At 59.2% G+C, this 24951-nt stretch carries 25 protein-coding genes and 1 riboswitch; of the genes, 17 read left to right on the top strand and 8 right to left on the bottom strand.

Annotated elements, in window-relative coordinates; genetic code table 11:
• Positions 1 to 174 precede the first annotated feature (174 nt).
• The 5 genes from hutI (at position 175) to hutH (ending at position 6420) form a co-directional block, all read left to right on the top strand.
• Complete coding sequence (gene hutI / locus M2422_RS07730; protein WP_064672113.1) at positions 175 to 1398, top strand: imidazolonepropionase; 1224 nt, start codon at positions 175 to 177, stop codon at positions 1396 to 1398.
• Entirely contained in the window at positions 1395 to 2333 is a 939-nt protein-coding gene (hutG, locus tag M2422_RS07725) for a formimidoylglutamase (protein ID WP_064672114.1), read from the top strand. The genes hutI and hutG overlap by 4 nt, the downstream gene beginning before the upstream one ends.
• Before the next feature lie 19 nt (positions 2334 to 2352).
• Positions 2353 to 3087 carry a histidine utilization repressor gene (locus M2422_RS07720; protein WP_023310841.1) on the top strand — a complete coding sequence of 245 codons (735 nt, stop codon included), beginning with the start codon at positions 2353 to 2355 and terminating at the stop codon, positions 3085 to 3087.
• 127 nt (positions 3088 to 3214) lie between these two features.
• A complete protein-coding gene (hutU, locus tag M2422_RS07715; protein ID WP_064672115.1) occupies positions 3215 to 4900 on the top strand; it encodes a urocanate hydratase in 1686 nt (561 codons plus the stop codon).
• Complete coding sequence (gene hutH / locus M2422_RS07710) at positions 4900 to 6420, top strand: histidine ammonia-lyase (RefSeq protein ID WP_064672116.1); 1521 nt, start codon at positions 4900 to 4902, stop codon at positions 6418 to 6420. The genes hutU and hutH overlap by 1 nt, the downstream gene beginning before the upstream one ends.
• A 61-nt stretch (positions 6421 to 6481) precedes the next feature.
• Here hutH and M2422_RS07705 read toward each other — a convergent pair whose 3' ends face one another.
• A complete protein-coding gene (locus M2422_RS07705; protein WP_008501131.1) occupies positions 6482 to 6958 on the bottom strand; it encodes a kinase inhibitor in 477 nt (158 codons plus the stop codon).
• 48 nt (positions 6959 to 7006) lie between these two features.
• Positions 7007 to 8296 carry an adenosylmethionine--8-amino-7-oxononanoate transaminase gene (gene bioA / locus M2422_RS07700; protein ID WP_074399103.1) on the bottom strand — a complete coding sequence of 430 codons (1290 nt, stop codon included), beginning with the start codon at positions 8294 to 8296 and terminating at the stop codon, positions 7007 to 7009.
• Between the two features lie 86 nt (positions 8297 to 8382).
• Here bioA and bioB point away from each other — a divergent pair, with 86 nt between their 5' ends.
• Genes bioB through bioD form a run of 4 tightly spaced genes read left to right on the top strand, consistent with a single transcriptional unit; the run spans position 8383 to position 12010 of the window.
• Positions 8383 to 9423, top strand: a complete 1041-nt coding sequence (bioB, locus tag M2422_RS07695) for a biotin synthase BioB (RefSeq protein WP_064672118.1) — start codon at positions 8383 to 8385, stop codon at positions 9421 to 9423.
• On the top strand, positions 9420 to 10577 hold the full coding sequence (gene bioF, locus M2422_RS07690; protein ID WP_064672119.1) for an 8-amino-7-oxononanoate synthase: 1158 nt from the start codon (positions 9420 to 9422) through the stop codon (positions 10575 to 10577). The genes bioB and bioF overlap by 4 nt, the downstream gene beginning before the upstream one ends.
• A complete protein-coding gene (gene bioC / locus M2422_RS07685; RefSeq protein WP_064672120.1) occupies positions 10561 to 11316 on the top strand; it encodes a malonyl-ACP O-methyltransferase BioC in 756 nt (251 codons plus the stop codon). Before bioF ends, bioC begins: the two co-directional genes overlap by 17 nt.
• Positions 11309 to 12010 (top strand): dethiobiotin synthase, encoded by a 702-nt coding sequence (gene bioD, locus M2422_RS07680; protein WP_064672121.1) that lies wholly within the window; start codon positions 11309 to 11311, stop codon positions 12008 to 12010. Before bioC ends, bioD begins: the two co-directional genes overlap by 8 nt.
• Here the strand turns inward: bioD and M2422_RS07675 are convergent.
• Complete coding sequence (locus tag M2422_RS07675; protein WP_064672122.1) at positions 11973 to 12695, bottom strand: ABC transporter ATP-binding protein; 723 nt, start codon at positions 12693 to 12695, stop codon at positions 11973 to 11975. The genes bioD and M2422_RS07675 overlap by 38 nt on opposite strands.
• A 752-nt stretch (positions 12696 to 13447) precedes the next feature.
• Between M2422_RS07675 and uvrB the strand changes: the two genes are divergently transcribed.
• On the top strand, positions 13448 to 15463 hold the full coding sequence (uvrB, locus tag M2422_RS07670; protein ID WP_029742168.1) for an excinuclease ABC subunit UvrB: 2016 nt from the start codon (positions 13448 to 13450) through the stop codon (positions 15461 to 15463).
• Positions 15464 to 15535: 72 nt separating this feature from the next.
• Here uvrB and yvcK read toward each other — a convergent pair whose 3' ends face one another.
• A complete protein-coding gene (gene yvcK, locus M2422_RS07665; protein WP_064672123.1) occupies positions 15536 to 16444 on the bottom strand; it encodes a uridine diphosphate-N-acetylglucosamine-binding protein YvcK in 909 nt (302 codons plus the stop codon).
• A 225-nt stretch (positions 16445 to 16669) separates the two neighbouring features.
• A riboswitch (molybdenum cofactor riboswitch) is annotated at positions 16670 to 16803 on the top strand.
• On the opposite strand from yvcK, the gene moaA reads away from it, so the two are divergent.
• From moaA to M2422_RS07635, 6 genes are all read left to right on the top strand, one after another.
• A complete protein-coding gene (gene moaA / locus M2422_RS07660) occupies positions 16791 to 17780 on the top strand; it encodes a GTP 3',8-cyclase MoaA (protein WP_064672124.1) in 990 nt (329 codons plus the stop codon). Its footprint overlaps the riboswitch before it by 13 nt.
• 24 nt (positions 17781 to 17804) lie before the next feature.
• On the top strand, positions 17805 to 18317 hold the full coding sequence (moaB, locus tag M2422_RS07655; protein WP_064672125.1) for a molybdenum cofactor biosynthesis protein B: 513 nt from the start codon (positions 17805 to 17807) through the stop codon (positions 18315 to 18317).
• Positions 18318 to 18320: 3 nt separating this feature from the next.
• Complete coding sequence (moaC, locus tag M2422_RS07650) at positions 18321 to 18806, top strand: cyclic pyranopterin monophosphate synthase MoaC (protein ID WP_008501142.1); 486 nt, start codon at positions 18321 to 18323, stop codon at positions 18804 to 18806.
• A complete protein-coding gene (gene moaD / locus M2422_RS07645) occupies positions 18799 to 19044 on the top strand; it encodes a molybdopterin synthase sulfur carrier subunit (RefSeq protein WP_064672126.1) in 246 nt (81 codons plus the stop codon). Before moaC ends, moaD begins: the two co-directional genes overlap by 8 nt.
• Position 19045: 1 nt before the next feature.
• Positions 19046 to 19498, top strand: coding sequence for a molybdopterin synthase catalytic subunit MoaE (gene moaE / locus M2422_RS07640; protein ID WP_064672127.1), 453 nt, complete (start codon positions 19046 to 19048; stop codon positions 19496 to 19498).
• Between the two features lie 64 nt (positions 19499 to 19562).
• Positions 19563 to 20270, top strand: coding sequence for a Bax inhibitor-1/YccA family protein (locus tag M2422_RS07635; protein ID WP_064672128.1), 708 nt, complete (start codon positions 19563 to 19565; stop codon positions 20268 to 20270).
• A 104-nt stretch (positions 20271 to 20374) separates the two neighbouring features.
• Here M2422_RS07635 and M2422_RS07630 read toward each other — a convergent pair whose 3' ends face one another.
• From M2422_RS07630 to M2422_RS07620, 3 genes are read right to left on the bottom strand one after another with little or no spacing between them, the layout of a single operon-like run.
• Positions 20375 to 21337 carry a YbhN family protein gene (locus M2422_RS07630; protein WP_033144983.1) on the bottom strand — a complete coding sequence of 321 codons (963 nt, stop codon included), beginning with the start codon at positions 21335 to 21337 and terminating at the stop codon, positions 20375 to 20377.
• Complete coding sequence (clsB, locus tag M2422_RS07625) at positions 21337 to 22575, bottom strand: cardiolipin synthase ClsB (RefSeq protein ID WP_033144984.1); 1239 nt, start codon at positions 22573 to 22575, stop codon at positions 21337 to 21339. The genes M2422_RS07630 and clsB overlap by 1 nt, the downstream gene beginning before the upstream one ends.
• Positions 22572 to 23333, bottom strand: a complete 762-nt coding sequence (locus M2422_RS07620) for an endonuclease/exonuclease/phosphatase family protein (protein WP_023334979.1) — start codon at positions 23331 to 23333, stop codon at positions 22572 to 22574. The genes clsB and M2422_RS07620 overlap by 4 nt, the downstream gene beginning before the upstream one ends.
• A gap of 133 nt (positions 23334 to 23466) precedes the next feature.
• Here M2422_RS07620 and M2422_RS07615 point away from each other — a divergent pair, with 133 nt between their 5' ends.
• Positions 23467 to 23877, top strand: a complete 411-nt coding sequence (locus M2422_RS07615; protein WP_014883088.1) for a YbhQ family protein — start codon at positions 23467 to 23469, stop codon at positions 23875 to 23877.
• Here M2422_RS07615 and M2422_RS07610 read toward each other — a convergent pair.
• Positions 23839 to 24945 carry an ABC transporter permease gene (locus M2422_RS07610; RefSeq protein WP_064672129.1) on the bottom strand — a complete coding sequence of 369 codons (1107 nt, stop codon included), beginning with the start codon at positions 24943 to 24945 and terminating at the stop codon, positions 23839 to 23841. The genes M2422_RS07615 and M2422_RS07610 overlap by 39 nt on opposite strands.
• Positions 24946 to 24951: the final 6 nt, after the last annotated feature.

Raw genomic sequence — 24951 nt, 5'->3', positions numbered from 1 at the left:
TTTTTTATACTAAGTTGAGCGAAACGGGAAGATAAAAAGGGTAAAAGTTGCATTTTTAGCCCCGGAGCGGCAGGTAGGTGATCACAAATAAATAACATTTTCCGTTAAGGCGGTTGACAGTAGACGGTGGATGCAAATAAATGTCTATACAACCTAAGACAAGTGGAATGCCCCATGCAGCAGATTCATCCCGACGATGTAATATGGCGAAATGCGCGACTGGCTACGATGGCGCCGGACGTACCTGCGCCTTATGGACTGAAAGAGCAACACGCTCTGGTCGTGCGCGGCCACACTATTCTGGCCGCGATCCCTGAATCTGACATTCCTTCCGGACACCGACACTGTGTCGATCTTCAGGGGCGTCTGGTCACGCCTGGCCTGATTGACTGCCATACCCACCTGGTATTTGGCGGCGACCGCGCGGCGGAGTGGGAGCAGCGCCTGAACGGCGTCTCTTATCAAGCCATCAGCGCCCAGGGGGGCGGGATTAACGCTACCGTGACGGCGACGCGCAGCAGCTCACCCGAAACCCTGCTTAAGCTGGCGCAGCAGCGGCTTCAGCGGCTGATGAATGAAGGCGTCACTACGGTTGAAATCAAGTCGGGATACGGTCTAAACCCCGAGGCCGAAGAGAAGATGCTGCAGGTCGCACGCCAGCTGAGCCTCAATAATCCTATCGATATCAGCCCAACGCTGCTGGCGGCTCACGCGGTTCCGCCGGAATACCGGCAGGATCCCGATGCGTACCTCACGCTGGTCTGCGAGCAGATATTGCCCACGCTGTGGCAAAAAGAGTTATATGAAGCAGTTGACGTGTTTTGTGAAAACGTCGGCTTCACCCCGTCGCAAACCGAGCGCCTCTTCCAGGCGGCGACTGCGCTCGGTATTCCGGTGAAAGGCCATGTCGAGCAGCTGTCGAATCAGGGTGGTGCGGCGCTGGTCAGCCAGTATAAGGGGCTTTCCGCCGATCACATTGAGTATCTCGACGACGCAGGCGTTCAGGCGATGGCGGAAAGCGGCACGGTTGCCGTCCTGTTACCGGGTGCGTTCTATTTTCTTCAGGAGCGCCAGCGTCCGCCGGTTGAACAGCTCAGAAAACAGGGCGTGCCGATGGCCGTCGCGACCGACTATAACCCCGGCACCAGCCCGTTTGCCAGCCTGCACCTGGCGATGAATATGGCCTGCGTCCAGTTTGGTCTGACCCCTGAAGAAGCCTGGGCTGGCGTCACGCGGCATGCCGCGCAGGCGCTGGGCCGCGGTGCAACCCACGGACAGCTCAGGGCAGGGTTTGTCGCCGATTTTATCGTCTGGGATGCACATCATCCGGTTGAGATGGTCTACGAGCCGGGACGCAATCCGCTGTATCAACGTATTTTCCGTGGGGAGGCAGTATGAGGTTATGGCGGCCCGTAGCCGAAACCGTCTGGCAGGGGCGCGATGACAGCGCCGAGGCCAGCAGTGCAAAGCGAATTTTCCAGACGATAAAGCAGCAGGGCCAGTTCACGCCGCTTTCATCCGGCATCGCGCTGATAGGCTTTGAATGTGATGAAGGGGTAAAACGCAATCAGGGCAGGCCCGGCGCCGTGCAGGCACCGGATATGCTGCGAAAGGCGCTGGCAAATATGGCAAGCCATCAGGGGCATGACCGGCTGGCGGATATGGGCTCGGTGTACGTTGAAGGCGGCGAGCTGGAAGCGGCACAGCAGGCGTTAAGCGATGCCGTCACGGCCTGTCAGCAGTCCGGGATGCGGACGCTGGTGTTTGGCGGCGGGCACGAAACCGCGTGGGCGCACGGTCGCGGCGTGCTGGAGGCCTTCCCGAACGAGCGGGTTGTCATTATCAACCTTGATGCCCATCTCGATCTGCGCAAGGCCGACCGGGCCACATCCGGCACCCCGTTTCGCCAGCTGGCGCGCTACTGCGATGAGCGCGTGCGGGAATTTCACTATGCCTGCCTTGGCGTGAGCCGGGCGGCGAACACGCTGGCGCTGTGGGATGAGGCCGAACGCCTGAACGTCACGCTGGTGGAAGATCTCCATTTCAGGCGCGATGCGCTATCCGCCCTGGAAAAGGTACTGGCGCAGGCCGACCGTATCTATCTGACGATCGATCTGGACGTCCTGCCCGCCAGCGAAATGCCTGCCGTGTCCGCACCGGCTGCGTTAGGCATACCGGCGCTGGATCTTCTCCCGGTTATCGAACAAATCTGCCGTAGCGGTAAGCTACAGGCCGCCGATCTGGTAGAGTTTAACCCGCAGTACGATCGGGACGGGCAGGGCGCTAAGCTCGCCGCCCGCCTGGCCTGGCAAATTGCTCACTGGTGGGCATAACACTATTCAAGGAGTCACGATGTTTTCACGCTCACCTCTGCCGCAGTCGAGCCCTCCCGCGCCTTTCTATGAAAAGGTGAAGCAGGCAATTAGCGAAAAAATCGCTACCGGCGTCTGGCGCCCGCACGATCGCATTCCTTCGGAGGCCGAGCTGGTAGCGCAGTTTGGTTTTAGCCGGATGACCGTCAACCGGGCGCTGCGCGAGCTGACCGACGAAGGGCTTCTGGTGCGCCTGCAGGGCGTGGGGACGTTTGTGGCGGAACCGAAAGGACAGTCGGCGCTGTTTGAAATCCGCAGCATTGCGGACGAGATAGCCGCGCGTAATCATCAGCACCGCTGCGAGGTGCTGGTGCTCGAAGAGACCCAGGCCAGCGCCGAGCAGGCCACAGAGCTTAACGTCAAGGAGGGAAGCCGCATCTTCCACTCCGTGATGGTGCATTTCGAAAACGACATTCCGGTGCAGATTGAAGATCGCTGCGTGAACGCTGAGCGGATACCGGACTATCTGAACCAGGATTACACCCAGACCACGCCGCACGCCTATCTCTCGCTCGTCGCACCGCTGACGGAAGGGGAGCACATTGTGGAGGCCGTGCGCGCCACGCCGCAGGAGTGCGAAAGGCTACGCATTAAAGAGCACGATCCGTGCCTGCTGATCCGCCGTCGAACCTGGTCCTCGTCGCACATTGTGTCGCATGCCCGGCTGCTTTTCCCGGGGAATCGCTACCGGCTGCAGGGCCACTTCATGTCATAAGTTTTATAAGCGTGATCGCTAACGCAATATAACAAAATTGTATCTTTTTTGTTAAATCTGACCTTGTGTGTGCTTGTCTATACAAGTATATCTAAATGCATCATCTGTCCCCTATGAGGAGCACACAATGTCGTCAGGTAAATACCGCCAGCAGGACGTCCGCGCCGCGCGCGGCACCACGCTTACCGCCAAAAGCTGGCTCACCGAAGCCCCGCTGCGCATGTTGATGAACAACCTCGACCCTGAGGTGGCGGAAAACCCCCACGAGCTGGTGGTCTACGGCGGCATAGGCCGCGCCGCGCGCAACTGGGAATGCTATGACGCAATTGTAAAATCCCTGACCGAACTCGAACACGACGAAACCCTGCTGGTGCAGTCCGGCAAGCCGGTTGGCGTGTTTAAAACGCACAAAAACGCGCCGCGCGTGCTGATCGCTAACTCTAACCTCGTGCCGCACTGGGCCACCTGGGAACACTTCAACGAACTGGACGCGAAAGGGCTGGCGATGTATGGCCAGATGACCGCGGGGAGCTGGATCTACATCGGCAGCCAGGGGATCGTGCAGGGCACCTACGAAACCTTCGTGGAAGCCGGTCGCCAGCACTATAACGGCTCGCTCAAAGGCCGCTGGGTGCTGACCGCGGGTCTCGGCGGCATGGGCGGCGCGCAGCCGCTGGCCGCCACGCTTGCCGGTGCGTGCTCGCTTAACATTGAGTGCCAGCAGAGCCGCATTGATTTCCGTCTGCGCACCCGCTACGTCGATGAGCAGGCAACCGATCTGGACGATGCGCTGGCGCGCATCAAAAAATACACCTCCGAAGGCAAAGCGGTGTCGATTGCCCTGTGCGGCAACGCGGCGGACATTCTCCCGCAGCTCGTCGCCCGCGGCGTGCGTCCGGATCTGGTCACCGACCAGACCAGCGCCCATGACCCGCTGCACGGTTACCTGCCAAAAGGCTGGACGTGGGAAGAATATCAGCAAAAAGCGGAAACCGACCCGGAAGGCACGGTGCTTGCCGCGAAACGCGCCATGGCTGAGCACGTCTCCGCCATGCTGGCCTTCAGCCAGATGGGCATTCCGACCTTTGACTACGGCAACAACATCCGCCAGATGGCGAAAGAGATGGGCGTAAGTAACGCGTTCGACTTCCCGGGCTTCGTTCCTGCCTATATTCGCCCGCTGTTCTGCCGCGGTATCGGTCCGTTCCGCTGGGTTGCCCTGTCCGGCGACCCGGAGGACATCTACAAAACCGACGCCAAAGTGAAGGAGATCGTCGCCGATGACGAACACCTGCATCACTGGCTGGACATGGCCCGCGAGCGCATTAACTTCCAGGGCCTGCCGGCGCGTATCTGCTGGGTAGGGCTGGAGTGGCGTCAAAAACTCGGCCTCGCCTTCAACGAAATGGTGCGCAGCGGTGAAGTTTCCGCGCCGATCGTCATCGGCCGCGACCACCTGGACTCCGGCTCCGTCGCCAGCCCGAACCGCGAAACCGAAGCCATGCGCGACGGCTCGGATGCGGTCTCCGACTGGCCGCTGCTGAACGCTCTGCTGAATACCGCCAGCGGCGCGACCTGGGTGTCGCTGCACCACGGCGGCGGCGTGGGGATGGGCTTCTCCCAGCATTCCGGGATGGTCATCGTCTGCGACGGAACCGATGAAGCCGCCGCGCGTATCGCTCGCGTGCTGCACAACGACCCGGCCACCGGCGTGATGCGTCACGCGGATGCGGGTTACGAAATTGCCATTGACTGTGCCAAAGAGCAGGGCCTTAACCTGCCGATGATCCCTGCCACACAAGGAAAGCATTAATGAACGCATTAACACTCACTCCCGGCTCGCTGACGCTCAAGCAGCTGCGTAACGTCTGGCGCAAGCCGGTCACCCTTTCGCTGGATGCAAGTGCCCACGCCGCCATTAACGACAGCGTCGCCTGCGTCGAAGCCATCGTTGCCGAAGGGCGCACCGCCTACGGGATTAACACCGGATTTGGCCTGCTGGCGCAGACCCGCATCGCGACACACGATCTGGAAAACTTACAGCGTTCGCTGGTGCTGTCACATGCGGCGGGCGTGGGTCAGCCGCTGGATGATGAGATTGTCCGTCTGATGATGGTGCTCAAAATCAACAGCCTGGCCCGCGGCTTCTCCGGCATTCGCCTGAGCGTGATTCAGGCGCTGATGGCGCTGGTCAATGCGGAAGTCTATCCGTGGATCCCGGCAAAAGGCTCTGTTGGCGCATCCGGCGATCTTGCGCCGCTGGCGCACATGTCGCTGCTGCTGCTCGGCGAAGGCAAAGCGCGCTGGCAGGGCGAGTGGCTTCCTGCGAAGGAGGCGCTGAAAAAAGCCGGATTAACGCCAATTACGCTGGCGGCGAAAGAGGGGCTGGCGCTGCTGAACGGCACGCAGGCATCGACCGCTTTCGCGTTGCGCGGCCTCTTTGAAGCGGAAGATCTGTTTGCCTCGGCGGTGGTGTGCGGTGCGCTGACCACCGAAGCCGTGCTGGGCTCGCGTCGTCCGTTCGATGCCCGCATCCACGAGGTGCGCGGTCAGCGCGGGCAGATTGATGCCGCCGCGATGTACCGTCATGTGCTTACCGACACCAGCGAGATCGCGGATTCGCACCACAACTGTGAAAAGGTGCAGGATCCATATTCCCTGCGCTGCCAGCCGCAGGTGATGGGCGCGTGCCTGACGCAGCTGCGCCAGGCGGCAGAGGTCCTGCTGGTGGAGGCCAACGCGGTGTCCGATAACCCGCTGGTGTTCGCCCAGGAAAACGAGGTGGTTTCCGGGGGCAACTTCCACGCCGAGCCGGTGGCAATGGCGGCGGATAATATCGCCCTGGCGATTGCCGAAGTCGGCGCGTTGTCCGAGCGCCGCATCGCGCTGATGATGGATAAACATATGTCCCAGCTGCCGCCGTTCCTGGTGCGTAACGGCGGGGTCAACTCGGGCTTTATGATTGCCCAGGTGACCGCAGCGGCGCTGGCGAGCGAGAACAAAGCCCTGTCGCACCCGCACAGCGTGGACAGCCTGCCAACGTCAGCGAACCAGGAAGATCACGTTTCGATGGCGCCGGCTGCCGGGCGTCGTCTGTGGGAAATGGCCTCCAACACCCGCGGCGTGCTGGCGGTGGAGTGGCTGGCGGCATGTCAGGGTGTCGATCTGCGTGAAGGGCTAAAATCCAGCCCGCTGCTGGAGCAGGCGCGCCATGCGCTGCGCGAGCACGTATCGCACTACGATGACGACCGCTTCTTTGCGCCGGATATTGATAAGGCGATGCAGCTTCTGGAAGAGGGAAGCCTTGTAGGACTGCTACCTTCAGTGCTGTGATTTTTTGCCCTGACCCTCTCCCACAGGGAGAGGGCCGGGGTGAGGGCATCAGCCCGCACTATTATGAATACATCGCCGTAATCGACGCGCTGCCCAGCGAATGGAAATGCACGTTAAACCCTACCATCGCGCCGCTCGCCCCTTCATCGACCTCAATCTTCTCCACATCCAGCGCGTGCACCGTGAAGATATAGCGGTGGGTTTCCCCTTTTGGCGGCGCCGCGCCGCCGTAGCCCGCTTTACCAAAGTCAGTGCGCGTCTGAATGGCGCCTTCAGGCAGGGCAACCAGGTCTGAACCGGAACCCTGCGGCAGGACGCGCGTGTCGGCAGGCAGGTTCGCCACAATCCAGTGCCACCAGCCGGAGCCGGTCGGCGCATCCGGGTCGTAGCAGGTCACGACAAAGCTTTTGGTTCCGGCCGGAACCTCGTCCCACGCCAGGTGCGGGGAGATGTTGTCTCCCTGATACCCCATGCCGTTGAATACGTGGCGTTCCGGCAGTTTTTCACCGTCGCGCAGATCTTTACTGATGATTTTCATACGGTTTACCCTCGTTGATCGCTCGTTCAGCAAGTGTAATGCATAGGGTTACATCGTGAAATGCGCGGGAATGTTAACGGCTGTTACAACCGCGTCGGTTAATTTACGCAGCTGCTCCGGCGTAATGCTGTACGGCGGCATCAGGTAGATAAGCTTGCCGAAAGGCCGCACCCAGACGCCCTGCTCAACGAAGAAGCGCTGCAGCGCCGCCATATTCACCGGATGGGTGGTTTCAATCACGCCGATGGCGCCCAGCACGCGCACGTCTGCCACAAAATTCGCGCCCGTGGCGGCGCTCAGCTCGTCTTTCAGCTGCGCCTCAATCGCTGCAACCTGCGTCTGCCACTCGCCGCTCTCCAGAATGGCCAGGCTTTCGCTTGCGACGGCGCAGGCGAGAGGATTACCCATAAACGTCGGGCCGTGCATAAAGCAGCCCGCCTCGCCGTCGCTGATGGTGTCGGCCACCTGGCGGGTCGTGAGCGTGGCGGAGAGCGTCATGGTGCCGCCGGTCAGCGCTTTACCCAGACACAGAATATCCGGCGCAATGCCCGCATGCTCGCAGGCAAACAGCCTGCCGGTGCGGCCAAAGCCGGTGGCGATCTCATCGGCAATCAGCAGAATGCCCTCGCGGTCGCACATCCTGTGAATGCGCCTCAGCCATTCCGGGTGGTACATCCGCATTCCGCCTGCGCCCTGCACAATCGGCTCCAGGATCACGGCGGCGATTTCATGGCGATGCGCCGCCATCAGCCGCGCGAAACCGACCATGTCCATCTCGTTCCACTCGCCGTCGAAGCGGCTCTGCGGGGCAGGGGCGAACAGGTTTTCCGGCAGATAGCCCTTCCACAGGCTGTGCATGGAGTTGTCCGGATCGCACACCGACATCGCCCCGAAGGTATCCCCATGATAGCCGTTGCGGAAGGTGAGGAACCGCTGGCGCGTTTCGCCCTTCGCATGCCAGTACTGCAGCGCCATTTTCATCGCCACTTCCACCGCCACGGAGCCGGAATCGGCCAGGAACACGCACTCCAGCGATTCAGGCGTCATCGCCACCAGGCGACGGCATAAATCCACCGCGGGCTGATGGGTGATCCCGCCAAACATCACGTGCGACATCTGGTCAATCTGGGCCTTCATCGCCGCATTCAGGCGCGGGTGGTTGTACCCGTGAATGGCCGCCCACCACGAAGACATCCCGTCAACGAGCTGTTCGCCGCTGGCGAGGTGCAGCTCGCAGCCGTGGGCCGAGGCCACCGGATAAACGGGAAGGGGGCGGGTGGTGGAGGTGTAAGGGTGCCAGATATGCTGCTTGTCGAAGGCGAGATCGTCCTGGGTCATAATCGACTTGTAAACCATTTTGAAAAGTTTTAGGTTTACGAGTATAAACCGAACCGAAAATTAACAAAACCCTTTGGAGAAGCCCGATGGCTCACCACACACGCTGGACGATGTCGCAAGTCACTGAATTATTCAACAAACCTTTCCTTGAGCTGATGTTCGAAGCCCAACAGGTGCATCGTCAGCACTTCGATCCGCGCCATGTTCAGGTCAGCACGCTGCTGTCGATCAAAACCGGTGCCTGTCCTGAAGACTGCAAATATTGCCCGCAGAGCGCGCGCTACAAAACCGGCCTGGAATCCGAACGGCTGATGGAGGTGGAGCAGGTGCTCGACTCCGCTCGCAAGGCGAAAAACGCCGGTTCAACCCGCTTCTGTATGGGCGCGGCGTGGAAGAACCCGCACGACCGCGACATGCCGTATCTGGAGCAGATGGTGAAGGGCGTGAAGGAGATGGGCCTCGAAGCCTGTATGACGCTCGGCACGCTGAACGAGGAGCAGGCGCTGCGCCTCTCTGCGGCGGGGCTGGACTACTACAACCACAACCTCGACACCTCGCCGGAGTTTTACGGCAACATCATCACCACGCGGACCTATCAGGAGCGTCTGGACACGCTGGATAAAGTGCGTGACGCGGGGATCAAGGTCTGCTCGGGCGGTATCGTGGGCTTAGGCGAAACGGTGAAAGACCGCGCGGGCCTGCTGCTGCAGCTGGCAAACCTGCCGACCCCGCCGGAAAGCGTGCCGATCAACATGCTGGTGAAGGTTAAGGGGACGCCGCTGGCGGATAACGACGACGTGGATGCGTTTGATTTTATTCGCACCATCGCGGTGGCGCGCATCATGATGCCGACCTCTTTCGTGCGCCTCTCTGCCGGTCGCGAGCAGATGAACGAGCAGACCCAGGCGATGTGCTTTATGGCCGGAGCCAACTCCATCTTCTACGGCTGCAAGCTGCTGACCACGCCGAACCCGGAAGAGGACAAAGACGTTCAGCTGTTCCGCAAGCTGGGGCTTAACCCGCATCAGACCGAAGTGCTGACGGGCGATAACGAGCAACAGCAGCAGCTGGAGCAGCAGATTTTCAACGCCGACACCGACCAGTTCTACAACGCGGCAGCCGTATGACCTGGCAGGCACGAATAAATACCGCGCTGGACGAACGCCGGGCGGCAGAGGCGTTTCGCGTTCGCAGGGTGGTGGAAAACGGCGCGGGCCGTTTTCTTACCCGCGAGGGGCGGCAGTTTTGTAATTTCTCCAGCAACGACTATCTCGGGCTGAGCCAGCATCCGGCCATCATCCGCGCCTGGCAGCAGGGTGCGGAGCGGTTTGGCGTGGGCAGCGGCGGCTCGGGACACGTCAGCGGATATACCACCGCGCATCAGGCGCTGGAAGAGGCGCTTGCCGACTGGATCGGCTACCCGCGCGCGCTGCTGTTCATCTCCGGCTTTGCCGCCAACCAGGCGGTCATTACCGCCCTGCTGGGAAAAGAGGACCGTATTGTCGCTGACCGCCTGAGCCACGCCTCGCTGCTGGAGGCGGCAAGTTTAAGCCCGGCGCAGCTGCGCCGCTTTGCCCATAACGATGCGGGGCAGCTCGCCGCGCTGCTGGATAAACCCTGCGACGGACAACAGCTGGCGGTTACGGAAGGGGTGTTCAGCATGGACGGCGACAGCGCGCCGCTTGCCGCGCTGCACGAGGCAGCAAAGCGGCAAAACGCCTGGCTGCTGGTCGACGATGCCCACGGCATTGGCGTAATGGGTGACGAAGGTCGCGGCAGCGCATACCAGCAAAACGTGAAGCCCGAGCTGCTGATCGTCACCTTCGGCAAAGGCTTTGGCGTCAGCGGCGCCGCCGTGCTGTGCAGTGAGTCCGTCGCCAACTATCTGCTGCAGTTTGCCCGACACCTGATTTACAGCACCAGCATGCCCCCGGCGCAGGCCGTGGCGCTGTCTGCGTCGCTGGCGGTGATCCGCAGCGCTGAAGGCGATGAACGTCGTCAGCGGCTGGCAGAGCATATTTCACGCTTCCGCAAGGGGTTAGCGGCGCTGCCCTTCCACAGTCCCGATTCGCAAAGCGCCATCCAGCCGGTGATTGTCGGCGAAAACGGTCGCGCGCTGGCGCTGGCACAGGCGCTGCGCGAGCGCGGCATGTGGGTGACCGCCATTCGCCCGCCAACGGTCCCGCCGGACACCGCGCGGCTGCGTTTAACCCTGACGGCGGCGCATGACGCTCGGGATATCCAGACGCTGCTGGAGGCGCTCAATGACGCCGGTGAATAAGCAGGCCGTCGCGGCGGCATTTGGTCGGGCCGCGCAGAGCTATTCTCAGCACGATGAACTGCAGCGTCAGAGCGCGCAGGGGCTTCTGGCCGCGCTTGGCGAAAACCGTTTTCCGCAGGTGCTGGACGCAGGCTGTGGTCCCGGCAGCAACAGCCGCTACTGGCGCGGGGCGGGAAGCCAGGTCACGGCTATCGACCTCTCGGCCCAGATGCTTGACGAGGCGCGTCAGAGGCAGGCCGCGGACCATTATCTGCTGGCGGATATCGAGGCGATCCCGCTGGCGGATGCGCAGTTCGATCTGGTCTGGAGTCATCTGGCGGTCCAGTGGTGCAGCAGCCTGCCGCAGGCCTTGCGCGAGCTTTATCGCGTCGCGCGACCGGGCGGGAAGGTGGCCTTTACCACCCTGCTGGAAAGCTCGCTGCCGGAGCTGAATCAGGCGTGGAAAGCGGTGGATGAGCAGCCTCACGCTAACCGCTTTTTATCGCATGACCAGGTGACGCAGGCGCTGGCAGGCTGGCGCTACCGCAGCACGGTGCAGACCATCACCCTCAATTTTAGCAATGCGTTCAGCGCCATGCGTTCGCTGAAGGGTATCGGCGCCACGCACCTGCACGCCGGGCGGGAGAAAAAACCGCTGACCCGGGGCCAGCTGCAGCGTCTGGAGCTGGCCTGGCCGCAGCAGCGGGGGCATTTCCCGCTCTCTTATCAACTTTTTCATGGGATTATCGAACGTGACTGAACGTTATTTTGTTACCGGCACGGATACGGAAGTGGGCAAAACGGTGGCCAGCTCGGCGCTGCTGCAGGCGGCACGACTGCTCGGAAAAAACACCGCCGGATATAAGCCCGTTGCTTCCGGCAGCGAGGTGACGGCGGAAGGATTACGCAACACCGACGCGCTGGCGCTCCAGCGTAACAGCACCCTTGAACTCGCCTATTCAGCGGTCAATCCGTACACCTTTGCCGAGCCGACCTCGCCGCACATCATCAGCGCTGACGAAGATCGTCCGATTGATTTCACCGTGCTGTCAGCCGGGTTACGGACGCTGGAAAGCCAGGCCGACTGGGTGCTGGTGGAAGGTGCGGGCGGCTGGTTTACGCCGCTTTCGGACACGCAGACGTTTGCTGACTGGGTGCAGGCCGAGCAGCTTCCGGTCATTCTGGTCGTCGGCGTCAGGCTGGGCTGCATCAATCACGCCATGTTGACCGCGCAGGCCGTCCAGCAGGCCGGGCTGCGTCTGGCGGGCTGGATAGCCAACGACGTGGTTGCGCCGGGTAAACGACACCAGGAGTATCTGGCGACGCTCAGGCGCGTACTTCCCGCCCCGTGCCTCGGGGAAATTCCCTGGCTTGCTGAGGGTGCGGAAAATGCCGACACCGGGCGTTATCTCGATCTCAGCGTCTTGCTTCCCGCGACATCCAGTGCGCGATAAGCTCGTCATCCAGTTCGTTAACGTGGCCCTGCGCCACGTTACGCCCGCGATAGAGCATGCAGAAACGGTCCGCAACCCGGCGGATAAACGACAGCTGCTGCTCCGCTAATAGCACCGTCATACCTAACTCCCGGTTTAAGCGCGCCAGCAGCTGCCCCAGCTTCTGGGCGAAGCTTTGTCCTGCGCCGTGCAGTGGCTCATCGAGGATCAGCAGGTGCGGACGGTTCACCAGCGCATTAGCCAGCGCAAGCTGATACTGATCGTCCGGAGAGAGCGTATTGGCGCGGGCCTGCCGCAATGCGTAGAGCGCCGGAAACAGGTCGTAAACGTCACTTTTCGCCTCCGGGTTGGGTTTCCCCATCGCCCGCATGGCGATATGCAGATTCTCCTCAATCGTTAGCTGGGAGAAGATCCGCCTGTCCTGCGGGACATAGCCTATCCCCGGTCCTGAACGCTGTTCTGGAGGCAGGTTAAGCAAATCGCGCGGCGGCGCGCCCGCCTCGTGCCAGATGATGCTGCCGCTTTCAACGGGCACTCTCCCGGCGATGCAATTCATGAGGGTGGTTTTCCCCATCCCCGGCAGGCCAACGACGCCTGTACACATCCCTTGCGGAAAATCCAAATTCACGTTCCATAGCGTATGTTGGCTTCCGTAAAACTGATTCACAGCACGCAGACTCAACATCTTTTTCTCCTTAAAAATGTGTGTAGGTGAGGCTCATGTTTGAATCTGCAAAACCCCTGCCAGAAACCGAAAAGTGTTCAAAAAAACGGCTTTTTTAGGAATGAATCACCAGAAAGCGGTTTATAAAAAACCGGATTGCACAGCGACGGTGCTGGAGGTGGTGAGTTGTGGTGCAGAACCCAAAATGATGAAAATGTGAGCAAGATCCCATCGACTGGTTATGAATGACGCAACTGTTAATCATCAAAAAATAGCTATAAAAATTTTTTACTGCCGTCTCGTGGGAAAAACCGGGAATTTGCCGAGCGCCAGTCTGTATGGGCTGGAAGCAGTTATCCACTATTCCTGTGGATAACCATGTGCATTAGAGTTAGAAAAGACGCGATAAGCGAGAGAAGACGCGGCTTACGCCCAAATTGGCGCGAAACGCGGCTTTAGAAAATATCGTTTATTATTTAACTGCTTAGATAAAAGCAATTCCCGTCATGAAAGTGTCACCCGTTGCCACAAAACTATCATTACCTGGCTTGACAAATGTTAAAAAAGAAAAAGTTCTGGGGATAACCTGACCTGACTGGTGTTTTATATTGTCACAGTCCAAATTTTGGCCGCTATCGCGCTAATCATTCAGGCGCTATGCTAAATATCCTGACATGCTACTGGTTTTTCATCCAGTGTTTTTTACTGGCATTCCTGGCAACAACGAGTAAAATTACTCACCTGCCGCTTATAACGTCATCAGGTCGTCGCCCATGAGTAAACCGTTCAAATTGAATTCTGCTTTCCGTCCATCTGGCGATCAGCCTGAGGCGATCCGTCGTCTGGAAGAGGGGCTGGAAGACGGGCTGGCGCACCAGACGCTGCTGGGGGTAACCGGCTCGGGTAAAACCTTCACCATCGCCAACGTGATTGCGGATCTCCAGCGTCCAACGATGGTGCTGGCACCCAACAAAACCCTGGCCGCACAGCTTTACGGCGAGATGAAAGAGTTCTTCCCGGAAAATGCGGTGGAGTATTTCGTCTCCTACTACGACTACTACCAGCCTGAAGCCTACGTACCGAGCTCTGACACCTTCATCGAGAAGGATGCCTCGGTGAACGAGCACATCGAGCAGATGCGTCTGTCGGCCACGAAGGCGCTTCTGGAGCGTCGCGATGTGGTCGTCGTCGCGTCGGTGTCCGCGATCTACGGTCTGGGCGATCCGGATCTCTATCTCAAGATGATGCTGCACCTGACGCAGGGGATGATTATCGACCAGCGCGCCATCGTCCGCCGTCTGGCAGAGCTGCAGTACGCCCGTAACGATCAGGCGTTCCAGCGCGGCACCTTCCGCGTACGCGGAGAGGTGATCGACATCTTCCCGGCGGAATCGGACGATATGGCGCTGCGCGTCGAGCTGTTTGACGAAGAGGTTGAACGCCTGTCGCTCTTCGACCCGCTGACCGGACACGTTGAGTCGGTGATCCAGCGCTTTACCATCTACCCGAAAACGCACTACGTGACGCCGCGCGAGCGTATCGTGCAGGCGATGGAAGAGATCAAAGTGGAGCTGGCCGAGCGCCGTAAGGTGCTGCTGGCGAACAATAAGCTGCTGGAAGAGCAGCGCCTCAGCCAGCGTACCCAGTTCGACCTTGAGATGATGAACGAGCTGGGCTACTGCTCCGGCATTGAAAACTACTCGCGCTTCCTCTCCGGACGCGGGCCGGGCGAGCCGCCGCCAACGCTGTTTGATTACCTGCCGGCAGACGGTTTGCTGGTGATCGACGAATCCCACGTCACGATCCCGCAGATCGGCGGGATGTACCGCGGTGACCGGGCGCGTAAAGAGACGCTGGTGGAGTACGGCTTCCGCCTGCCGTCAGCGCTGGATAACCGTCCGATGAAGTTTGAAGAGTTTGAGGCATTAGCGCCGCAAACCATTTACGTCTCGGCCACGCCGGGCAACTACGAGCTGGAGAAATCCGGTGAAGACGTTGTCGATCAGGTTGTGCGTCCGACCGGGTTGCTCGACCCAATTATTGAAGTTCGTCCGGTGGCCACGCAGGTGGACGACCTGCTCTCGGAAATCCGCGCCCGTTCCGCCATCAACGAGCGCGTGCTGGTGACCACGCTCACCAAGCGTATGGCGGAAGACCTCACTGAATATCTCGAAGAGCACGGCGAGAAGGTACGTTATCTGCACTCGGATATCGACACCGTGGAGCGCATGGAGATTATCCGCGACCTGCGTCTGGGCGAGTTTGACGTGCTGGTGGGGATCAACCTGCTGCGAGAAGGTCTGGACATGCCGGAAGTCTCGCTGGTGGCAATTCTGGATGCGGACAAAGAGGGCTTCCTGCGTTCTGAACGCTCCCTGATCCAGACCATCGGCCGTGCGGCGCGTAACGTCAACGGTAAAGCGATTCTGTACGGTGACAAAATCACCCCGTCGATGGCGAAAGCGATTGGCGAAACGGAGCGCCGCCGCGAGAAACAGCAGCGCTACAACGAAGAGCACGGCATTACCCCGCAGGGGCTGAACAAGAAGGTCGTGGATATTCTGGCGCTGGGGCAGAACATCGCCAAAACCAAAGCGAAAGGCCGCGGCAAGGCGCGTTCAGTGGTGGAAGAGGATACCGTCGTGCTGACGCCGAAAGCGCTGCAGCAGAAAATCCACGAGCTGGAAGGGCAGATGATGCAGCACGCGCAGAATCTGGAGTTCGAAGAGGCGGCGCAGATCCGCGACCAGCTTCATCAGCTGCGGGATCTTTTCATCGCGGCATCGTGAGTAAAGCGTTGTTTTCTCCCTCTCCCCGTGGGAGAGGGCAGGAGTGAGGGCAACAGGCCGCACAAAACGAACCTAACCCAGCGCCTGAATCGCCTTCTCCAGCGCCTCGCGCAGCAGGTGACGGTCATGGCGATATTTAATGTCACTCGCTTCCAGCGGCTCCTGCACCACCACGCGGTCGCCAATACCCGACACATCCACCTTCGGCCCGACCACGACGCCGTCGATAATTTTTTTACCGACGTGCTGCTCCATTAATTCCAGTTTGTCAGCCAGCGACAGGCTCGCCGCCGCCGGGCTCAGCTCACGTCCCAGGTTACCGATGTAAACCATCGGGGCAGGGGTGCGGCGCAGCGCCTGCGCCAGCTCTTTCACCAGCAGAATGGGCATCAGGCTGGTATAAAAACTGCCCGGACCGATCAGGATAAGATCCGCTTCTCCGATGGCCTCCACCGCTTCTCGCGTGGCGGGCACGCTCGGATAGGTCATTAACTCCGTTGGCGGCAGGATGAGCTGGTCGATATTCACCTCGCCGTACACTTCATGCCCTTCGGCGTCGATGGCCATCAAGTCAACCGGTTGTTCAGACATGGGGATCAGGAATGCGTCCACTTTGAGCAGATTACGGATTAAATTGATGGCTTCCAGAGGCCGTACGCTCAGGTGATCGAGCGCCTTTAACATCAGATTTCCGAGGTTATGGCCCGAAAGTTCGCCATTACCGCCAAAACGGTACTCAAACATCGCCGACGCGACGCTAGGCTCGGTAATTAACTGGTTCAGGCAGTTGCGCATATCTCCCCAGGCAATGCCGCCTTCGGCACGTCGAATGCGCCCGGTTGAGCCGCCGTTGTCGGTGGTAGTTACTATCCCTGTCAGCCTTGAGCCGAGTGACGACAAAGAGGACATAACCCGGCCTAAGCCGTGTCCTCCGCCAAGAGCGACCACTCGGTCAAGATCCGCAAAAGTGCGATTGCGCATACGTATTCCTTATCACGTTCGATCGCGTAACAGTAACCTAACTACCCCTAAAAGACGATGCCTCACCCGATGCAAAATGACGTATATCAATGTGAAAATGCGGTTTTTAGGTATTCTGTAGCGAAAATGCAGGAACGATTCGCTATATAGATAATTATATAGCGTGAAGCGATAATGGCGTCGTCAGAATTTCCGCGCTACTATCGCCCTAACCACGTTTTCAAAATTGAAAACATACACTCTAGCCCTTGTGCCTGTGTCGAAAGATATGGCGCTCTGGCCGTGGCGAATTTGCCACCAGGGTACAGAAAGAAATGACTGTGCCTCCCGATCTGGAAAGGTGTACATGGCTTCACAACTTACTGATGCTTTCGCGCGTAAGTTTTATTACTTACGTCTGTCGATTACCGATGTGTGCAATTTCCGTTGCACCTACTGCCTGCCCGATGGCTACAAACCGGGCAGCGTCACCAATAACGGCTTTCTCTCCGTGGATGAAGTGCGCCGCGTCACGCGCGCTTTCTCTGAGCTCGGCACCGAAAAAGTGCGTCTGACCGGCGGCGAACCCTCTCTGCGCCGCGATTTCCCCGACATCATTGCCGCCGTGCGTGAAAACGAACGCATCCGCCAGATTGCGGTGACCACCAACGGTTACCGCATGGCGCGTGACGTGGCGAACTGGCGCGATGCGGGGCTGACGGCGATCAACGTCAGCGTCGATAGCCTGGATGCCCGTCAGTTCCACGCCATTACCGGCCAGGATAAATTTCAGCAGGTCATGGACGGCATCGACGCGGCATTTGCGGCCGGGTTCGAGAAGGTCAAAGTCAACACAGTGCTGATGCGTGATGTGAACCATCACCAGCTCGATACCTTCCTGGCGTGGATCAAATCCCGCCCTATACAGCTGCGTTTTATTGAGCTGATGGAAACCGGCGAGGGCAGCGAGCTGTTTCGTCGCCATCACATCTCCGGCATGGTGCTGCGCGACGAGCTGCTGAAACGCGGCTGGATCCATCAAATCCGCCAGCGCAGCGACGGCCCGGCGCAGGTCTTCTGCCACCCGGATTACGAAGGTGAGATTGGGCTTATCATGCCCTATGAGAAAGACTTCTGCGCCAGCTGCAACCGCCTGCGCGTCTCCTCCGTTGGCAAGCTCCATCTTTGCCTGTTCGGCGACGGCGGCGTGGATCTCCGCGATCTGCTGGAAGACGATGCGCAGCAGGCCGCGCTTGAAGCACGCATTTCTGACGCGCTGACGCATAAAAAACAGACCCACTTCCTGCATCAGGGCAATACCGGTATTACTCAGAACCTGTCCTACATCGGCGGGTAATCAGGCTTAAGAAGGAACCAGAAGATGAGTCAGGTAAGCGCAGAATTTATCCCGACACGCATTGCTATCCTTACCGTTTCCGACCGCCGTGGCGAAGAGGATGATACCTCTGGCCACTGGCTGCGCGAGGCGGCCTATGACGCGGGGCATCACATCGTCGATAAAGCGATCGTGAAGGAGAACCGCTATGCCATTCGCGCTCAGGTTTCGCAGTGGATTGCGAGTGATGAGGTGCAGGTGGTGCTGATTACCGGCGGCACCGGTTTTACCGCAGGCGATCAGGCCCCCGAAGCGCTGATCCCGCTGTTCGACCGCGAGGTGGAAGGCTTCGGCGAAGTGTTCCGCATGCTCTCCTTTGAAGAGATTGGTACCTCCACGCTCCAGTCGCGCGCCGTTGCCGGGGTGGCTAACAAAACCCTGATTTTCGCTATGCCGGGCTCGACCAAAGCCTGCCGTACCGCGTGGGAAAACATCATCGCCCCGCAGCTGGACGCCCGTACCCGTCCGTGTAATTTCCATCCCCATTTAAAGAAATAAGCTATGTCACAACTGACCCACATTAACGCCGCCGGCGAAGCGCATATGGTGGACGTCTCCGCCAAAGCGGAAACGGTGCGCGAGGCGCGCGCGGAAGCGTTCGTCACCATGCTGCCGGAGACGCTGGCGATGATTATCGACGGCAGCCACCACAAGGGCGACGTCTTTGCCACCGCCCGCATCGCGGGGATTCAGGCCGCCAAACGGACCTGGGATCTCATTCCGCTGTGCCATCCGCTGATGCTGAGCAAGGTGGAAGTGAACCTGCAGGCACAGCCGGAGCATAATCGCGTGCGCATTGAGTCACTTTGCCGCTTAACCGGCAAAACCGGCGTGGAGATGGAGGCGCTGACGGCGGCCTCAGTCGCCGCGCTGACCATCTACGACATGTGCAAAGCGGTGCAGAAAGATATGGTGATTGGCCCGGTTCGCCTGCTGGCAAAAAGCGGCGGCAAATCCGGTGATTTTAAGGTGGATAGCCATGATTAAGGTGCTCTTTTTTGCGCAGGTGCGCGAGCTGGTGAATACCGACAGCCTGACGCTGGATGCGTCCTTCGAAAACGTCGCGGCCCTGCGCGCGCATCTGGCGACACAAAGCGACCGCTGGGCGCTGGCGCTGGACGAAGGCAAGCTGCTGGCCGCCGTTAACCAAACGCTGGTGGAGTTCACCCATCCGTTGAAGGAAGGCGATGAAGTGGCCTTCTTCCCGCCGGTAACGGGGGGCTAAGATGGCTGAAACCCGAATTCTGGTGAGCCCCGAGCGTTTTAACGTAGGGACAGAATACAGCTGGCTGGCGGAACGCGATGAAGACGGCGCGGTTGTCACCTTCACCGGCAAAGTGCGCAACCACAACCTCGGCGACAGCGTGAAGGCACTGACGCTGGAGCACTATCCGGGGATGACCGAGAAATCGCTGGCGGAGATTGTCGACGAGGCGCGAGGCCGCTGGCCGCTTGGCCGCGTCACGGTTATTCACCGCATCGGCGAGATGTGGCCTGGCGAGGAGATTGTCTTCGTCGGGGTGACCAGCGCGCACCGCAGCAGCGCGTTTGCGGCAGGGGAGTTCATTATGGATTACCTCAAAACCAGAGCGCCGTTCTGGAAGCGCGAAGCCACGCCGGAAGGTGACCGCTGGGTAGAATCGCGCGACAGCGATAAACAAGCCGCCAGCCGTTGGTAGTCGGTTTACGTGGATGTGTTAATCTTAACGTGTGTGTCTACTTAAACTTAATCAGGAGTGAATCATGGACCGATTTCCGCGTTCCGATTCAATAGTACAGCAGACCCGTAGCGGCCTGCAGACGTATATGGCTCAGGTGTACGGCTGGATGACGGTTGGCCTGCTGCTTACCGCGTTTATCGCGTGGTATGCGGCGAACACGCCTGAACTGATGATGTTTATCTTCTCCAGCAAAATCACCTTCTTTGGGCTGATTATCGCGCAGCTGGCGCTGGTGTTTGTGCTTTCTGGTCTGGTGCAAAAGCTGAGTGCCGGAATGGCGACTACGCTGTTTATGCTCTATTCGGCGCTAACCGGGCTGACGCTTTCCAGTATCTTCATCGTTTACACCTACTCCTCCATCGCCAGCACGTTTGTGGTCACCGGCGGGATGTTCGGCGCGATGAGCCTGTACGGTTACACCACGAAGCGCGATCTGAGCGGTTTCGGCAGCATGCTGTTTATGGGGCTGATCGGGATTGTGCTGGCGTCGCTGGTAAACCTGTGGCTGAAGAGCGACGCGCTGATGTGGGCCGTGACCTACATCGGGGTGGTGATCTTCGTTGGGTTGACGGCGTATGACACCCAGAAGCTGAAAACCATCGGCGAGCAGATCGACGTACGCGACACTTCGAACCTGCGCAAATACGCGATTCTGGGCGCGCTGACGCTGTATCTGGACTTCATCAACCTGTTCCTGATGCTGCTGCGGATTTTCGGCAACCGTCGCTAAGGTTGTTTTGCCGGGTGGCGGTGCGGTCTGGTGCCCTCACCCTGACCCTCTCCCACGGGAGAGGGAACAAACACTAAAACGGCAACAAGGTTGCCGTTTTGCTTTTATTTCGCTAACGCCTTCTCGTTCTTCGCTCTCAGCTTTTTCGCCCGACTCTCCAGCACCAGATAACACACCGTTGCCAGCGCCAGCGGCAGGAAGTAATACAGCATGCGGTACGCCAGCAGGGCGGCGATAATCGTTCCCTGAGAGACATGCTCCCCGGCCAGCAGGGCAATAAATACCGCCTCCAGCACGCCGATCCCCGCCGGAATATGCACAATTACGCCCGCAATACTGCTCACCAGCAGCACGCCCAGCACGAAGAAGTAATTGACGTCCTCGCCAATCAGCAGCCAGATAATGGCCCCCATCGCCATCCAGTTGGCGCTGGAGACGGCCATCTGCAGCACCGCAAACTTCCATGAGGGCAGCACCAGTTTTTGCCCTTTAATGGTCATATGGCGGCGTCTGGCAAAGGCGCAGGCCCACAGATAAACGGCGATAATCAGCAGCAGTACGATGCCCAGAATGCGCAGCGTGGCTTCATCGATATACCAGTGCGCGGGCAGCTGCACCACGCCGATGGTGAAGATCACCCCGCCGAGCAAAATATAGCCCAGCCAGTTGGTGGTGATGCTTAACGAGAAAATGCGCGTGATGGTCCCGCCCGGCAGGCCGAGCCGCGAGTAGAGGCGATAGCGCATGCCAATGCCGCCGACCCAGGTGCTCAGCGTCAGGTTGAAGGCGTAGCAGATAAACGACACCAGCATAACCTGACGTTTGGCCAGCTTGTGGCCGCAGTAAGCACGGCCCAGCAGGTCATAACAGCCGTACATCAGGTAGCTGACAATAACCAGCCCCACAGCGCCCAGCAGCACCATCCGGTTATAGTTGCGGATGACTTTCCATACCTCTTCCCAGTCAACTTTCTGCGCGTAGACCACCAGCAGAACCGCGACCGCAATAAAAAACAGCCAGGTCAGGATCTTTTTTGCCAGCCGCCAGCGCGGATGCGATTTCGACATCAGGGTTTGCCTCCGTCTTCCGCTTCAATACGGTCCTGGGTTTCCATTTCGGGTTGTACCGGCGGGTCCACCTGCGCAAGCTTAGGCGTATGCGCCGGCAGCCAGCCGACCATGGCCGGGAAATGACGCAGAAAGTGGAACACCACCACGCTGATGCCCAGGTTCCACCAGGTGCGTTTGGGAACCATGGATTCGTCCACGCGCACGCAGTCGTTAACGATTAGCGCCTGCAGGTTATCCCGCAGGGTCTGGTTAAACTGGCGATCGTGAATGATCAGGTTAGCCTCGAGATTGAGCGATAAGCTCAGCGGATCGAGATTACTGGAACCCACGGTGGCCCAGTGATCGTCCATCAGCGCCACTTTGCCGTGCAGCGGTCGGCGGCGATATTCGTAGATCTGTACGCCGCCCTTCACCAGGTAGTTATACAGCAGCCGCGCGCCGACTTTGACGATGGGCATATCCGGCTCGCCCTGCACAATCAGCTTCACGCGAACCCCGCGTCGGGCCGCATTGCGCATGGCGTGCAGCAGACGATAGCCGGGGAAAAAGTAGGCGTTAGCAATAATCACTTCGCGCTTCGCGTTGGCGAGCATCTTGAGATAATGACGTTCAATGTCGTCCCGGTGCTCGCCGTTATCCCGCCAGACGAAAAGGGCCTGCGCTTCGCCGGGCTTCCGGTTCTCTTCCGGGCGATGGCGGCGTCTCCACCAGCGGCGAACGGCCTCTTTACCCGGCAGGTTCTCCAGCTCAAACAGTAAGATGTCCTGCACCACCGGGCCTTCAATGCGAATAGCGTAGTCCTGCTTCGCCTCCGGGCCGTAGTCGGACATATGCTCAGCGGAGTAGTTAATGCCGCCGACAAACGCCACCGTCTCGTCCACCACCACTATTTTGCGATGCATCCGGCGGAAAAGATTGGTGCGCATGCCGAACAGGCGAGGGCCGGGATCGTAGTAGCGGAACACCACGCCTGCGGAGGTCAACTCATTCACAAACGTATCGCTGAGATCCGGCGAGCCATAGCCATCAAGCAATACTTCAATTTTGACGCCGCGCCGGGCGGCGCGCAGCAGCACGCCATGCAGCTGCTTGCCGACGTCGTCTTCGAACCAGATAAAGGTTTCGAGGATCACCTTCTGCTGTGCATGGTCAATCGCTTTAAACACGGCCGGATAATACTCGTCCCCGTTGACCAGCAGCGTGATTCGGTTGCCTTCCTGCCAGGAACATTTCATAGGTGGATCTCCGCGCTGAGCGGGGCATGGTCGGAAAGATGTCGCCAGTTAAGGAGCGCCAGGGCGGTCGGGCTGCTGGCGTGGGCATTTTTCACGTAGATGCGGTCAAGCCGAAGCAGCGGGAAACGGACCGGGAAGGTGCGCGCAGGCCTGCCGTTGGCGCGAGTAAAAATCTCTTCCAGCCCGGCATCCACTTTCAACGGATGGTTTGCCCGCTGTCTCCAGTCGTTGAAATCGCCCGCTACCACCACCGGTTCACCTTCGGGAAGCGCGTTGGCCCATTCGGCCAGCATTTTCAGCTGCGCCTGACGATGGGCTTCGCGAAGGCCCAGGTGAACACAGCCGACATGGACAGGTCGCTCGAGGTCTGGCGGCGTAATGCGGCAGTAAAGCAGGCCGCGTTTTTCGCTTTCCCCGACGGAAACGTCGCGGTTTTCGTAATGTTCAATGGGGTAGCGGGACAGCACCGCGTTTCCGTGATGCCCTTCCGGATAGACCGCGTTGCGGCCATAGGCGTAGTCACTCCACATGGTGTCGGCCAGAAATTCATAGTGCGGCGTGTCGGGCCAGTTCTCAAAGTGGAGCGGATGCACTTCGTGTGCGCCCATCACCTCCTGCAGGCAGACAATATCCGCGCTGACGGTGCGTACCGCGTCGCGCAGCTCCGGTAAAATGAAGCGGCGGTTAAATGCTGTGAAGCCCTTATGAATGTTTATCGTCAGCACCTTAAGCGAGAAATGCTGCATTTTTTGAGTCATAAGCTCCTTCCTGAGTGACTATCCCAATGAAAATAAAGTGTAGTCGTCGTCACAAAAAGATGCGGCGTTACGGAATTTTCCGTAAAGTGCGGTAGTCTGATTAAGCAGAGAAAAATCCTTCAGGAGAGAAGCCATGAAGTGGCAACAACGTGTTCGTGTCGCAACTGGCCTGAGTTGCTGGCAGATAATGTTGCATTTACTGGTCGTGGCCGTACTGGTGATGGGCTGGATGAGCGGTACGCTGGTGCGTGTTGGCCTGGGGCTATGCGTCCTTTATGGCGTCACCGTGCTGTCGATGCTGTTCTTACAGCGCCACCATGAAGCGCGCTGGCGCGAGGTGGGTGATGTGCTCGAAGAGCTCACCACCACCTGGTATTTTGGCGCGGCGATGATCGTGCTTTGGCTGCTGTCGCGCGTGCTGCAAAACAACCTGCTGCTGGCCCTGGCCGGTCTGGCTATCCTCGCAGGGCCTGCGGTGGTCTCGCTGCTGACCAAAGAGAAAAAGCTACGCAATGTTGCGTCTAAACATCGCGTACGCCACTGAGCCCGTCGTGGCCGCTATGACCAGTAGCGGCCACAAACTTCCCCAGACAATATCCAGACTCGCATCCTTCAGATAGATTTGCTTGGTGATGTCCGTAAAGTGCCGAATCGGGTTTACCCACGTCAGATCCTGAAGCCACACCGGCATGTTCTCGACGGGTGAAACATACCCCGAGAGCAGAATCGCGGGCATCATAAAGACGAACACCCCGATAAACGCCTGCTGCTGCGTCGAGCAGAGCGCCGAGATCAGCAGTCCAAATCCCACCAGCGACAGCCCGTAAATGACCATCGTGAAGTAAAACAGCGCCAGCGAACCGGCGAACGGGATCTGATAGGCCCAAATTCCCACCCCCAGCACGATGGTGGCCTGAAACGTCGCGACGATCAGCGCCGGGACCGCTTTGCCGATGAAAATTTGCCAGGTGGCGAGCGGGGAGACCAGCAGCTGGTCCAGCGTGCCCTGTTCGCGCTCGCGGGCGACGGAAAGGGAAGTCACGATCATCACCCCGATAGTGGTTATCATGGCGATTAGCGACGGCACCACGAACCACTTGTAGTCCAGGTTCGGGTTGTACCAGTTACGCACCACCAGCTCGCTGTTGTTGGGCTTCGGTTTGCCGTCCATCAGCTCCTGCTGGTAATCCTTCACCACCTGCTGCAGGTAGTTGGCGGCTATCTGGGCGCTGTTGGAGTTACGCCCGTCGAGGATCAGCTGCATCGGCGCGGTCTGGAAGGTATCCAGATTGCGGGAAAAATCCGCCGGGAACCGCACCAGCAGCAGCGCTTTTTGCGTGTCGATGGTGGGCTGGATCTCCTGCGGGCTTTTCAGCAGCAGGATGTGGGTAAAGGCTTTCGCACGCGCAAAGCGCTGCGTCAGCTCGACGGAATGTTTGCCGTTATCTTCGTTGTAAATGGCAATGGTGGCGTTGGTCACCTCAAGGGTGGCGGCAAACGGGAACAGTAAAACCTGGATCAGAACCGGCAAGACCAGAATGGCGCGGGTTTGCGGCTCGCGCAGCAGGGATTGCAGCTCTTTGCGTATCAACGTCCATAATCGGTGAAACATGTTTGC

Source organism: Enterobacter sp. SLBN-59, from assembly GCF_024807915.1.
GTDB lineage: Bacteria > Pseudomonadota > Gammaproteobacteria > Enterobacterales > Enterobacteriaceae > Enterobacter > Enterobacter asburiae_B.
The sequence above is the reverse complement of the archived record's forward strand: the minus strand, read 5'-3'. Positions and strand labels throughout refer to the sequence as shown.